Source organism: Armatimonas sp., assembly GCF_043760365.1.
In the GTDB taxonomy this organism is placed as follows: domain Bacteria; phylum Armatimonadota; class Armatimonadia; order Armatimonadales; family Armatimonadaceae; genus Armatimonas.
In genome coordinates this window covers 1-12584 of the sequence record NZ_JAYUPA010000598.1, presented here as the reverse complement: position 1 = coordinate 12584, position 12584 = coordinate 1, and the positions used below count along the sequence as shown (strand labels likewise).

Here is a 12584-nt window from a genome sequence, read left to right as displayed (position 1 = left end):
TCTACTGCACGTGGATAGGTAGGGGTGATGGCACTGAGCAACGCTCCTTCGAGAGTGCCCTCTGGGAGCTTCGGCTCGGGTGGCAGCACGTAGGGGTTCTCCAGATAGGCTTGCGCCCACTGCTGTTGTGCCTGTGCACCGCTCATAAATGCAGTGACAAAGCGTTTCTTCGCGGCTGGATCGCGTTGTGTGGCTAGAAACTGGCTCTGGATTTGAGCTAAATTAGGATCATCGTTGTCTGAGAAAAGTTCCTTGAAGCTTTCTATGTTTGTATTTTCCAGTGTTGGGAGCATATTTTCTAGGAAGCGTATTTCTGCGGCAATGGACTTTTCAGCATTGCCTTTATCTGCCTCGATATGCTCGCGGAGCGTCGCCTGTACACGATCACAGTCGCGTGGGGTGAACTGCTCCAGGTGGCGCATCACTCTCGCCAGTAAGATTGCGTCTATCGCCACCCCGACCAGTCCGCCGATCAGCACCTCAGCCTTGGGAGCACTGCCCAGCCGTAGGCCCTGCGCAAAGCTCACCAGCGCCGCAGCCGTGCGTCCTTCCGCGAACAAGACATGCATCTCGGCGGAGAGAAGCCTTGCACAATCGCGGAAGCCTGCAAACTCCGGAAAGGTCGTGGCGACGCTCAGCTCGCGAACAGGCGGGAGCAGAGGCTTCAGCATCGCGGCATCAATCAGTGCCCGGGCCTGTCTAACCGGCGTGTCATTGAGGGCGCGGCGGCGGCTCGTGAGGGTGCCTTTTTGCTGTGCCTCGGCCCAGAGCGAGCTGCGCCTCAGAAGCTCAGCGGCGCGGACGAGGTCTTCGTAGCCGTTCTGGCCGGTCGGCTTGGGGAAGAGCTGAAAGAGAATACTTTTGTCTTGCACGGAAATCTTAACGCAGAACGGGCCTGTATGGTTGCGGGTTCACAAGTGAGGTGATACTATTTGCCTTGCGTCTTTTCGGGGCGTGGCGCAGCTTGGTAGCGCGTCTGAATGGGGTTCAGAAGGTCGCACGTTCGAATCGTGTCGCCCCGATTAGAAAAACCCTCCGCTTCCTCAAGCGGAGGGTTTTTCTTTGTCTTTTTCTAGCTCGGCGAGGCGCTTCTCCATGTCGCGTAGCTTCTTGAGCATATCGGGCAGGCGGTGCATCGCGGCCTGAGCCTTGAGGACTTCTTTGTGGGGACGGGCAGGGAAGCCCGAGACAAACGAGCCTTCGGGGAGGTCATGGATCGCGCCTCCGCGTCCGGCGATTACGGAGCGTGCGCCGATCTTGACATGCTCGCCCGCGCCCGACTGGCCCGCGAAGACCGAGTAGTCACCAACCTGAACGCCGCCTGCAAGTGCAACTTGTGCCACCAGTAGGCAGTGCTCTCCCACCTGACAGTTGTGGGCCACGTGCACCATATTGTCCAGCTTGGTGCCGTTGCCGATCCGAGTTGTCCCCGTCTTTGCCCGATCAATGGTGCAGTTTGCCCCCATCTCCACATCGTCGCCAATGGTGACCGTTCCGATCTGTGGCACTTTCAGGTGCTGGCCGCCCACCATCATGTACCCGAAGCCATCCGCCCCAATCACCGTTCCCGAGTGAATAATGGTGCGACTACCGATCTTGGTGCCATGCAAAAGAGTGACCTGGGGAAACAAAATCGTGTCGTCGCCGATCTCCACATTGTTGCCGATGTAGCAGAGCGGATGGATTGTCACGTTCTTGCCAAGTCGGACATTCTCGCCGATGACGCTCTGAGCGCCGATAGACACCAGATTGCCGTACTGAAGATCGCTCCCCAGTACCGCCGTCGGGTGGATGCCGCGTGGCGCATAGTGCTCTGGTGCAAAGAGATCGAGTAGTTGAGCAAAAGCCAGACGGGGATTCTCGACACCGATTATTACTTTGGTGTCACCGTTACTGATCGCCGTTTGGGGGGCCAGGATGGCGGAGGCAAGAGAGCGGCGTGCAGTCTCCAGAAAACGTGGGCTCTCGGCGAAGGTAATATCGCCTGTCTGCGCTTCTTCAATGGAGGCGATTCCACAGATCATGGTCGCCGGGTCGCCAAAAATCTGACCTTGTACGACTGCTGCAATCTCTGCTACCGTCCGGCGGCGCAGCTCTTTTTCTTCTATCACAAGCTTACCTTTATCCAATTTGCAAATTCTGCAGTACGATCTGGTACGCCCGGACGAGGACGAAACGAGATCATAATGCCCCTGCGTTGGGCGACATCCAGCACCGCTGCACGGACTTCTGCCTCAAGAGCGGAGCGCTCCGTTGTGAGTGTTTGGTTGGTAGGAAGGGAGGTGAGCGGCTTGAGGAACACGGTGTTTTTGGGAGAGGGAGCTGTGGTCGGCGAAGACGTTAGCGGGAGAGAGGCGCTCGCGGCACGCCGTGTCGGAAGCTCCTCTGCCAGCAGTATCTTACCCAGGCTCTCTTCTTGATCTAAGCGCAGAACAAAGTTTTCGGCCCGGCTCCGTAGGCCTTCGAGACGCTGCGCGATTCGTATCTGGACTTCGGCCTCTCGCTCCCGGGCACTGAGAAGGCGTTTCTGATCGGCGTCTTTCTGTGCCTGTGCGACTTGGCCATCCAGCGTGTCACAGAGAACTTTCAGAACATCCCGTGAGGCGGCATAGAGTACCCGAGGGTTACGCGGAGGCGTTCCACCTGTCCAGAGAACTTTGGCACGTCGCACTCCGGTCAGAGGATCCGTCTGTATCTCGGCACGTAACGCGGCTGCCTTCAGGCGGGTGACCTCTGCCTGCACCTTCACGGGATCATCAGGAGCGAGGAGCGTGTCATTGGCCGGGCTTGCGAGGGCCTGGGATATCTGATACTGGATCTGCGCTAGAGCAATGTCATCTCTGAGCAGTGCCATTTTTTCTGAGACACTACGGTCTGCCTCTAAGCGATCCTCCTGTGCTTTATCTACCGAAATGCGCCGCTCCTGTATTTCAAACTGCGCCTGACTAATCGCCCAAAAACGTGTCTGACGCTGTTGAAGGAGTTCGGAAAATTCTTGTATTCCCTGACGATCGGCTTCCTGTAGTCTCTTTCTGCCCTCTAGTCGGCGCTGCTGGGCTGTCTCCCAGGCAGGAACTTCTGAGAAAAGGGATGTCGTAAGAAACGAAGGAAATGGCGCGTGTCCCCATGTCGGAATCCCAATGGGGGAGAAGTCTTTCGCTTTCTTCGCCAACGGACTGTTGCTAATCAGAGCATCCAACCTCACCCAAGCCCAGGTGGGCTTAGGCGTCGCAAGACGAACGGGAGCAGGTTGACTGCACCCCGTTGCCCCCAGACTGACGACCACCGCGAGCAGTACGCTGGAGCGACTACTTCTGGAGAAGTTTGACCACATCCTCAGTAATATCCGTTGCCGCATAGATCACGACATTCGCGTTGAAGATCAGGGCCAAGTTCTTTTCCAGGGCCACTTTCTTCACGGCATCCTTTACGATTTTCTCTAACTGAGTCTCAAAAATCGTCCCTTTTTCTGTGATACGGCGTTCGTAGTCCGCACCGATCTCGTTGAGGATAGGAATTCCCTCGTTCTGAAGGGCATTGAGGCGCTCCAGTTCTTTTTTCTCATCGTCTTTGAGAACTCCCACCGTTCCTGACAGTCGGTTGAGGGTTCCGGCGCTCTGATCCGCTTTCTTTTGTAGATCCGTCGCACGAGTCTTCTCGGCAGGGGTGGTCTTGTCGCCTTTTTCGTAGATTGCGGCGAGCTCGGTCATCTCCTGCTTGGTCAAGTAGATGGCATTGCCCTCTTTCAGGCGATTGAAAACACTCAGCATGCTGCGCTTGAAGGTCTCAAACTGCCCATCGAGATCTTTCTTGAGCTTAGACTGTTTGGCGCACTCTTGAAAGTCAACGATCCCAAACTGCTGTTGGGCATGTGCGGGCGCTGGAGTGAGTGCGGGAATGCCGACTCCCCCCAGCAGAGTTAGGGCCACGGGGGCGAAGAGACGAAAAGACTGAATAGCTCGTAGGGCTCGCATGCGGTATTGGAGCAAGATCATAGTGAAAAGTTTCTCCTTCTTCTAAAATTAAAACGCCTGCCCAATAGAAAAGTGGCTCCGCCCTGCTCCATCGCCAAAACCGTAGTCGAGACGAACAGGGCCGACGGGAGTTCGAACACGGATGCCTAGACCAAAGCTGGCACGCGGCTTGAAGCCACTTTGCTGCGTGAAGCCTGCGATATTTTCCTGGTTCACTGAGGAGGCACCCCAGGCATGGCCAATATCCGCAAAGATAACTCCTCCGAGCTGGTTTTGCTTATCAAAGGGAATCCGAAGCTCGTTGGATAAGAGAAACATGTTATTTCCCCAGAAGCGGTCATCGAAGAAGCCACGTAAGTTATCCGGCCCTCCCATGAAGAACTGCTCGGAGAAGGCGATATTGCCCGTTGCCGCTCCCACAAGCAAGCGCGAGGCTAGGACACGTTTGCCTTCACGTAGGTTATCTTTGGTACGCTGGCCGGTTAGCGAGGTGTAGCGGCGGTAATCCAGGGTGTACTTGGCAAAGGCACCCGTCTGATTTCGATTCTCAATGAGTAGGCGCGGCTCGCCCGTCTGACCAAACTTGGGATTGAGGTTGGGTTTCTCGTAGTTGAAGCGGCTGTTTCCCAGCTCGATGGTTGGGGAGAGGTAGTAGCCACGCGCGGGGTCCTGGGCATTATCTGTCGGGTTAGAGATCATGCCAAAAGTCACCGCCGAGATGCGGCCATTTTGCACCAGCGAGCCCCGCAGGTTCTTGATATCGTCGTCGCTGAGGGCATCGTAGTTCTGCTGGAGGTTGTTGGCCTGGATTCCCTCAACGCGCACTCCGGCAAAGCCACGTGTGAACCGATCCGCAGTCAGAGGACGCGAGAGGTTGAAGCCACCGCCTTTGCGCTCCTCGAAGTACTGGTTGTTGGAAAGATCATTGGTGAAGTTTGATGAGAGGATACGGTTGAAACGGAAGGCGAAGCGGTCGTAGAGAGTGATACTGGCGCTGGTATTGTTCTTATCTACCCATGGCTCCGTGAAGCCTAGCTCGTAGGAGTTGCGCGAGATTCCCCCCGCCACGGACCACTGCAGATCAAGGCCCTGACCCTTTCCACGGAAGTTTTGTTCGTTGAGGCTGACCGTGCCGATAAGGCGCTGGCGCGCGGAGTAACCCACCGAAACACCCACCTGGCCCGTGCGCTGCTCCTGAACGGTGAGGGTGACCTTGGTCTTGTCCAGATCGCTCCCTGGCTCGGCGTTGGTGACGGCATCCACAAAGATATTGAGCCGCATGAGGCGCGAGAGGTCTTCTTGAAGCAAGTTGTCGTTATAGGGGCTACCGATCTTAGTGCGAAGCTCACGCAGAACGACATTTTTCGCCGTCTTCGTGATTCCATCAACCTTGATTTCCTCAACAACAGTCTCCAGAATTGGGATGGTGAGCGTGCGGGTCTTTGGATCCAGCGAGACTTCATCTATCACCACGAGGGCGCGGTAGCCCAGGCTCTGGTAGTGGCGGGGAATCTTGAGGACATCGGCGGAGAGGGTCTTCTGGTTTAAGACACCACCCGGCTTGGTCGCTAAAAGCTTCAGCAAATCCTCGTTCTTGATGACTTTGTTGCCCGTGAAGGTGATCACATCCAGGATCGGGTTTTCGGACAGACTAAAGATTAGCCGGATGCGCCGATCCGGAAGTTCCTCAAAACGCGCCGTGACAGCCGCATAAAACCCCGTGTCTAAAAGCGCCTTTTTGGCATCTTCAAGCCCCTTGAAAGTAAATGGGGAACCGATCTTGAAAACTTTGCCGACCGCCAGTGTTGCCGTCGTTTCATTGGTATTCTGACGCCCTGGAAACTGTATCTCCGCGATAGGGCGACTCTCCTGTGCACAGACCGTGCTGGCCGCACTGAGTGCGACCGCACTAATCCCTAACTTAAACCACATAATCGCTATAGCTCCTCACGCCGCAGCCAGCCCCGGTAGTAGGGCTCCAGCCGCTGACGTATTTTATTGCGGGCCCGATGCAACCGCGTTTTTACCGCAGGCACCGAGAGGCCCAAAATGGCTGCAATCTCCTCGTAGGGCAGATCCTCCCAAAGGTCCAGGATCAGCACCTCGCGGTACTCCGAAGGCAGGGCTTCGACCGCGTCTCTAATTTTCTGTCCAAACTCTGTCTCTAGCAGAAGCTTCTCGGGAGCATTGCGCCAGTCAGGCACTTCGCGGGATAGCTCACCGGACTCACTGTCTAGCGTGTTATCGAGCGAGTAGCCCTCCCGCTCCCGCTGACGGCCCTTTTGCTTGTACCAGTTCTTGCATAAGTTGCAGGCGATCTGATAGAGCCACGTGTAGACCTGGGCATCACGGCGGAACTTTCCCCAGGCACGCCAGGCATTGACAAAAGTCTCGACCGTTAGATCCTCAGCATCGTCTGGGTTTTCGTTGCCAATCATCCGCAAGATGAGGTTGTAGATACGAAGCTGATACTTCTCCTTGATCTGATCAAAGCTCAGATCCCGGTCTTCTCCTCCTACGGGACGTCCTTCTTTACTCTCCACGATGCCATCTCGGTAGACATCTGTTCCCGGCAAACGTTTCAGGCTTTTGTGGAATCAATAGCGAAATGTCCCCCGCAGAAAGAGCTGGCTATCACGCTGCTCGTTGGTGGAAGCGCCTAACTGGAGCCGACTGCCGCGCCAGAGCTGTCCAATTTCGTAATTGAGGCTGTAGAGCTCGGGAAGGAGCTTACCGGAGCCACTACGCGTCTGGAAGGTACGCCGAACCTCGATCGTGACTTTCTCAAAGGGCTCCGGTAGGCGACGAATAAAATAGAGGTTGGCAAGTCCATCCAGACCATAATCCAGAGAGATATCCTCCAAACCGAAAAACCTCCCAAACTGACCGGTGATGGGAGTAATGATCGCCCCAAATATCCCTCCGCTCACTAGGTTGGCTCCCTCACGGAGGGCGTCCGGGGAGAGCTGGGCGAGCAACTGATACGGAAATAAGAGCGAGAGAATTGCGGGTTCACTCAGAGCGGGATCAGAGCTCAGGCGGATAAAATTGGGCTGCGGCTTGCCCGCCTGCGCTGCCGTGTCGCCCTGTTGCAGGAGGCCGTTGAAGCTGGTCGTCACGGAGATTCGCCGCCCCGCGAGCTCCTCGGGGATCTGGTTGCTCAGCCGATTGGGATCGAAGGTACTGGGGTTAGAACGCGACGATTTCACGGTGGAGCTGCTGACCATGACTTTCGCGGTTGCGGTCACATCCTGGGCGCGCAGATCGAACTGGAGACGATCTTGTCCCGCCTCGTAGCGCTTGGCATAGGTAAGGCGCAGCTCGCCGCCACGCTGCACGGTGAAGGTTGCCAGAGGGTATTTGAAATAGCCGCCTGTGGGGGTTAGAACGCCTTCTATTTTGGGGGCAGCCAGATCGCCCGAGATCGTGACCCCCCCGGTTGCCTTGAACTCCAAGAGGGTGCTGATAGTTAGGCGGGCATCGCTCGCGGTCTCCAGAGCAATGGCAAAGCGCGGATTGAAAAGAAGGGCATTGTTCTGCGCCGACTCGGGAAGCACATTACGGGGATACCTAAAACTTAGATCTGAAAGCTTGAGATTCTGGTTAGCAGCGGTTGCTATGGTAGGAGTCAGCAAGGGCCCCTGGATCAAAACTTGACCGTCTATCTCGCCCTTGAGCGCCTCCGCTAGCCCACCACCAAGGCTGCGCGTGAGGGACTCGTTCATCATGAGGGCACTGGCATTGTCGGTGTCAAGCTGGAACTTTGTGAAGCGTGCCTTGAGATCAAACTCGCCCCGTAGCCTCGGCGACTCCTCTGCCTCGTCTCTGCGGACAAAAAGGCGGGTGAAGTCTTCCAGGTTCTCGATACGGATCACCGAGCCCGGCTCCAAAACCAGTGTTCCCGCAGAAGGGAGCTGTGCCAGGGGGATCACGGGGAGGGGTTTCCCACGCTCCACCTTAGCTTGTGGTGGGAGCTGTGCCAGAGAGAGCTCCGCTTTCGGGAACCGGATTTCCTTGCCGGTTAGCTCCAGGGCTAGCTCTAGGTGCTGGATCGGATTGATGACATCCCTGCTGAGGCGCTGACTCGGATTAGGGAAGCGTGCGGATGCTTCTGTCAGGCTGAGCTTCCCATCGAGCTCCGGGGCACTCAGGCTCCCCTTTAGTGTCACGTTGCCCCGAATGATTCCAGTGAGCTGGGATTTCCCCGTTCGGAAGTACTGGCTGAGTGTCGCGACCGTCAGCCCCGCCGCGTCGTCGAGGGCGACATGGAGGCTGATCGGGCGGCGGGCCGCGATTCGATGACTCGCATTGTCGTAGGGGAGCTGGCCCTCAAAAGTGAGGATCTCTTTGGCATGGGTCAGGCGACCATCGGAGAGGGTGATGTTCCAGTCCTGCTTGTTTTTCCCGAGCAGCTCCACTTGAAAGCGAAGCTGATCTACTAACAGAGGAGGCGCATTAAACTGTCCTGCATACCCAATCGTATCGCCCAGGAGCAGGTTATCCGCGAAGAACGATGCCGTGATTTTAGGAGTTTCGACGGTGCCATCGGCGGCAATGGTCACTGCGGCTTTACCTTGGACAGGCACGGGGAGCGCACCGGGTGCCAGGGTACTCACCAACCCAAGGGGAATGGCGTTGGCGTCTAGGGTCAGGTGGTATTCCAGGGGCTCTTTCGGATCGTAGGGAAGCCGCAGCCAGCTCTTGGTCGTCACGGACTCGCCGGTCTCACGGTCACGCCCGGGGTGTCGGAGCAGACGCAAGAGAGTTGGCTCATCGGTTTGGGCATCGGTAAGGGCGAGTGTTGCCGCATCTAGGTCTAGCCGCTCATCTGTCAGGGTGGCGCTGACCGCGAGCTTGCCTTGCACTGCCTTAGATGCTCCCTCGGTTTGAATGCTCAGGTCTGGGCTGGTCAGCGCGAAGCGTGCACGCCGGTCCCGTGGTCCGTCTTCAGTGAGGCGAGCCGCGACATTCCCAGTGAGGGCGACGGTCGCATCAATCAGGGATGGAATCGTGTAGAGAGCCTGGATAAAATCTCGTCCCTCCGGGGTATTGTCTAGGTGTGCCCCTTGGAGTAATTTGACAACTTTTTGAAAGCGTGCCTGGGTGATATCGAGGTTACTGGAGAGCTGCCTGGTTTTCAGATCGTAGCGAATATCGGTTGCGGATAGGCTTGTGCCCGTGTCGCCTAGCTGGAGCGCGACACGTGGCAGGAGTATTGTTCCCAGTAGTGGCTGATCTTCCTCAATCTCGGGGGCGAAACGAATCTCACCGAACTCCAGGTTTGTAATAGGGATCCCTATGATTTTTATGGACTGGGCATCGGTGAGCTTGGCTGTAAAGACCGGATGCTCCCGTGAGCCCGCGAGTGTCAGTGAGGCCGATAGAGTGCCTGTGATTCCTAGTTGCTTATCTGCCAGCCCTTCCAGCGACGTGAGTGTTGCCAGGTTAAGCGCATCCGCCCTGAGTGCTCCTGAGAGCTTGCCCTCGGTGGTGAGCTGCGCCTCGCCGGTGATGATGCCTGTGGCGGTGTTGAGGACGAGCTTTTGAACCCGGATTGCCTCGGTGTTGCGAGTGAAGGTGAGGGTGCCCCCTTCTAGAGGGAAGTCCGCAACCAGGAAGCGCCCCAGCGTGGCATCGCCTTCGATTTGGAGGGCACTAGTATCGCCGCGAATCGTGGCATTGGCACTGCGAATAAACCCACTGACCGGCGGTTTTGCGATTCCTGTCCAGTCGAGATCCTCGAGAAGTGTTCGATACCCTGGTGTTATCTGGAGCCACTCTGGCGCGAAGCGCCCCGGTTCCTCACTGAGCTGGGAAAGCACGGTGCTCAGCTCTAGATTCTCCACTTTGGCACTCAGATTGAGCTGGGCACCGGCTGTGTTTTTTGCTCCAATGATCGTCCCCGCGAGCTCCGCGATTGCTGGGGAGCGTGATATCCGAAGCGGCTGCATCGGGTCCAGCTCGACACGAAACTCACCTGTAGAGAGGAGTCGCAGGCTGGCGCGCTCAGCGTGGGCGGAATCGGCGACAAAAAGGCGGTTCTCGAAGCGGTAGCGCGGCTGAAGAACGGTGACATCGCGTAGGGACAGAACAGGCGCTGTTTGCGTGCCGGTGAGCTGTGCTGAGGCCGAGAGCGTCCCCCCGACTCCTGGTAGACCAAACGCATCCGCGAGCTGCCCCAGATCTGCTGCGACTAGATGACCTTCCAGAGCAACCTGCCCCCCGATCTGTCCACTGCCTGCCAACCGAAATACCCCCATAGATCCCGCCAGCGTGCCCTCTGTTACCTGATAGCGCTTCCCGTTTAGGGACAGGCGTGCGCTGGCTGTGGGAAAATCTAGTCCGACAATCCGCAGGTTCTTTGTCTGAGCGAGTCCGCTTGCCGTGAGAACATCGTTTTGAATCTTCCCTCGGAAATCCACGTCAAGCTGGCCCGTCGGTGGGTTTTTGAGATCCATTTTGAGATCACGGAGCAGGGCAACCCGGCTGAGCTGGGCACCCCGCAGATGGGCTTCGAAGGTGCCAGTACGCTGTTTGGCACTGTAGCTCCCCTGGCCGGTGAGAGTCCCCCCTCCTGAGAGTGCTGCGGTGAGGGTGGTGGCCTGAACCAGACCGTCGGCGTAGGTAACACGGGCTTGGGCGGTGAGAGCGGGGAGTCCTTGCCACTGCCCTTCAAGGCCCGAGAGATGCGCGGTTACCTGTGGATTATTCAGTGCTCCCAGAAGGGTCGCGCCTTCGAGGCGTAGTGTCGGGCCAAGGCGTAGCTCTTTCGGAAGCTTGAGTGCTGGCAGTAGCGCAAGCCCTTTCCGGAGCGGTACACGCGGCATCGTCAGAGTTGCGGCCACGTAGGGCTTCTCCGAGTCGAGTGCGGTTACCCGACCGGTGGCAAGAAAACTCTCCCCCAGTGCGTTTCCCGCGATCGCAGCCGTGAGTGTGCCGCTCCCGTAGGTCGCACTCCCTCCCAGCTCGGTCAGAGGGAGCTTTGCTGGGGTTTTGACCAAGATATCAAGCTTCCTAAACTGAGCTTCAACCTGGAAGATCGGGGGGGCACTTTTTTCTGAGGGGAGCAGCAGGGTGACCTGTGTGTCTATTCGCCCACGAGTGAGGGTGGCTTCGGGGCGTGGCTTAGTGGTGTAGCCTATCCAGTAGGGAAGATCCGCATCGCGCACGGTGGCGCTGAGGCGGAGCAAAGGCTGTTCTTGACTCGGGCTGTCGGGGCGCGGGCCAGGGGCGTTACGCCGTGCAGTGCCTTCGAGCAGAATCGGCCCTGCGAGGCGTGTTACGGTTGCTTTGCTGGGAAAGGCACGTGCGATGAAGCGCAGTGTGCGGGTGCCACTGAGATCTATGGTGGCATCCAGGCGTTCCACACTATTTTCTTCCGCTCTTCCTGGGGCCCGCAAGCTGGCAAAGTCACGGAGCCGCACGTGGGCATTACGTACCCGCACACGGGTCTGGAAGGGGGGCTGCGTGGGATCGGGTAGCATTTTAGGCTTGGGAAGGAAGTCCTCGACACTGAGCTTGCCCTCCGGTGTGCGGTAGACAAGCAGATCGGGGCTCTCCACGACGATTTCCTCCACTCCAGTTTCGCTGAACTTGCCTTGCTGGAGTGCGGCGGGGGAGACACTCAGACTGAGCCGGGGCACGCGGATAAGCCAGTCCTGCCCCGTCCAGCGCAGCTCATCCGGTCGTGCACCGAGCTCCAGCCCCTCCACAACAATCGGGAGCGACTCCTGGGTGAGGGCAGCGCGTAGCGTGACGAGGCTCAGGTTCGGCGAGAGCTTGGCAAAATGCACGGGGCGCTCCAGCGCGATGCTGGCTTCTTCCTCCAGAAGTAGTTTGCTCTGGGCAAGCTGTTGGTCGAACCGCGCCAGTGTCTGCGGCCAGGCCCACACGACGAAGAAAAGGGGCGGCGCGAGCGCTACCAGCAGGGCAAGGAGCCCGTTGGTGGCAGCACCAAGGTATCTCACGCGGAACCTATCACACCACCGCCAGAGGTAGGCTCAGGCGGCGCGGCCCGGGTGTGGCGGGGCGTGGTGGGGATAGGGTGCCGTCGAGGTACTTGTGCCGGAAGTCAATGGCATTGTACGACGAGCGCACAAATGGCCCTGATGCAACGGAGAGAAAGCCCATGTTCTCGGCGAGGGCTTTGTAGTGCTCAAAACGCGTCGGGTGAAGGTACTCCACCACGTCCAGATAGCCCTTGCCGGGCTTGAGATACTGCCCCAGTGTCACGGCGTCCACCCCCGCGTCTTTCCAGTCCGAGAGCACTTCCAAAACTTCCTCCTCGGTCTCGCCCAGGCCCAGCATGATCCCGGATTTGGTGTAGATCGTGGGGGCGAGCTCTTTGACGGTGCGGAGAAAGTCTATCGAGCGTGCGTACTTGGCTTGCGGGCGGACGGTACGGTAGAGGCGTGGGACGGTCTCCGTGTTGTGGTTAAAGACATCCGGGTGGGCGTCGCAGACCATCTCGATGGCGAACTTGCGGCCCCGAAAGTCCGGGGTGAGCACTTCGATACTGGTGCCGGGCATGGCGGCGCGTAGCGCGTTGATCACGGCGGCAAAGTGCGCCGCGCCGCCGTCGAGCAGCTCATCGCGGTTCACCGATGTGAC

The 12584-nt window shown here is 58.0% G+C and carries 8 protein-coding genes and 1 tRNA gene; 1 reads left to right on the top strand and 8 read right to left on the bottom strand.

Annotated elements, in window-relative coordinates; translation table 11 throughout:
* A partial coding sequence (locus tag ACH2EH_RS13800; RefSeq protein ID WP_395142599.1) for a hypothetical protein occupies positions 1 to 872 on the bottom strand: 872 nt, incomplete at its 3' end.
* A 76-nt stretch (positions 873 to 948) separates the two neighbouring features.
* Between ACH2EH_RS13800 and ACH2EH_RS13795 the strand changes: the two genes are divergently transcribed.
* Positions 949 to 1022: transfer RNA gene (locus ACH2EH_RS13795), tRNA-Pro, on the top strand.
* A gap of 21 nt (positions 1023 to 1043) precedes the next feature.
* Here ACH2EH_RS13795 and lpxD read toward each other — a convergent pair.
* The 7 genes from lpxD to ACH2EH_RS13760 form a co-directional block, all read right to left on the bottom strand.
* Positions 1044 to 2111 (bottom strand): UDP-3-O-(3-hydroxymyristoyl)glucosamine N-acyltransferase, encoded by a 1068-nt coding sequence (gene lpxD, locus ACH2EH_RS13790; protein WP_395142597.1) that lies wholly within the window; start codon positions 2109 to 2111, stop codon positions 1044 to 1046.
* Positions 2108 to 2854 carry a hypothetical protein gene (locus tag ACH2EH_RS13785; protein ID WP_395142595.1) on the bottom strand — a complete coding sequence of 249 codons (747 nt, stop codon included), beginning with the start codon at positions 2852 to 2854 and terminating at the stop codon, positions 2108 to 2110. The genes lpxD and ACH2EH_RS13785 overlap by 4 nt, the downstream gene beginning before the upstream one ends.
* Positions 2855 to 3308: 454 nt before the next feature.
* Positions 3309 to 3995 carry an OmpH family outer membrane protein gene (locus ACH2EH_RS13780; RefSeq protein ID WP_395142593.1) on the bottom strand — a complete coding sequence of 229 codons (687 nt, stop codon included), beginning with the start codon at positions 3993 to 3995 and terminating at the stop codon, positions 3309 to 3311.
* A 27-nt stretch (positions 3996 to 4022) separates the two neighbouring features.
* Positions 4023 to 5906 (bottom strand): outer membrane protein assembly factor, encoded by a 1884-nt coding sequence (locus tag ACH2EH_RS13775; protein WP_395142591.1) that lies wholly within the window; start codon positions 5904 to 5906, stop codon positions 4023 to 4025.
* A 5-nt stretch (positions 5907 to 5911) separates the two neighbouring features.
* Positions 5912 to 6550 (bottom strand): sigma-70 family RNA polymerase sigma factor, encoded by a 639-nt coding sequence (locus ACH2EH_RS13770; protein ID WP_395142589.1) that lies wholly within the window; start codon positions 6548 to 6550, stop codon positions 5912 to 5914.
* Positions 6551 to 6571: 21 nt separating this feature from the next.
* Positions 6572 to 11941, bottom strand: coding sequence for a translocation/assembly module TamB domain-containing protein (locus ACH2EH_RS13765; RefSeq protein ID WP_395142587.1), 5370 nt, complete (start codon positions 11939 to 11941; stop codon positions 6572 to 6574).
* A 10-nt stretch (positions 11942 to 11951) separates the two neighbouring features.
* Positions 11952 to 12584: lipoyl synthase (locus tag ACH2EH_RS13760; protein WP_395142585.1), on the bottom strand; the 633-nt coding region annotated here is incomplete at its 5' end.

Excerpts from the sequence above, each read along its gene's own strand:
- ACH2EH_RS13785 (WP_395142595.1), bottom strand. The coding sequence starts at position 2,854 with ATGGCACTGCTCAGAGATGACATTGCTCTAGCGCAGATCCAGTATCAG.
- ACH2EH_RS13780 (WP_395142593.1), bottom strand. The coding sequence starts at position 3,995 with ATGATCTTGCTCCAATACCGCATGCGAGCCCTACGAGCTATTCAGTCT.
- ACH2EH_RS13775 (WP_395142591.1), bottom strand. The coding sequence starts at position 5,906 with ATGTGGTTTAAGTTAGGGATTAGTGCGGTCGCACTCAGTGCGGCCAGC.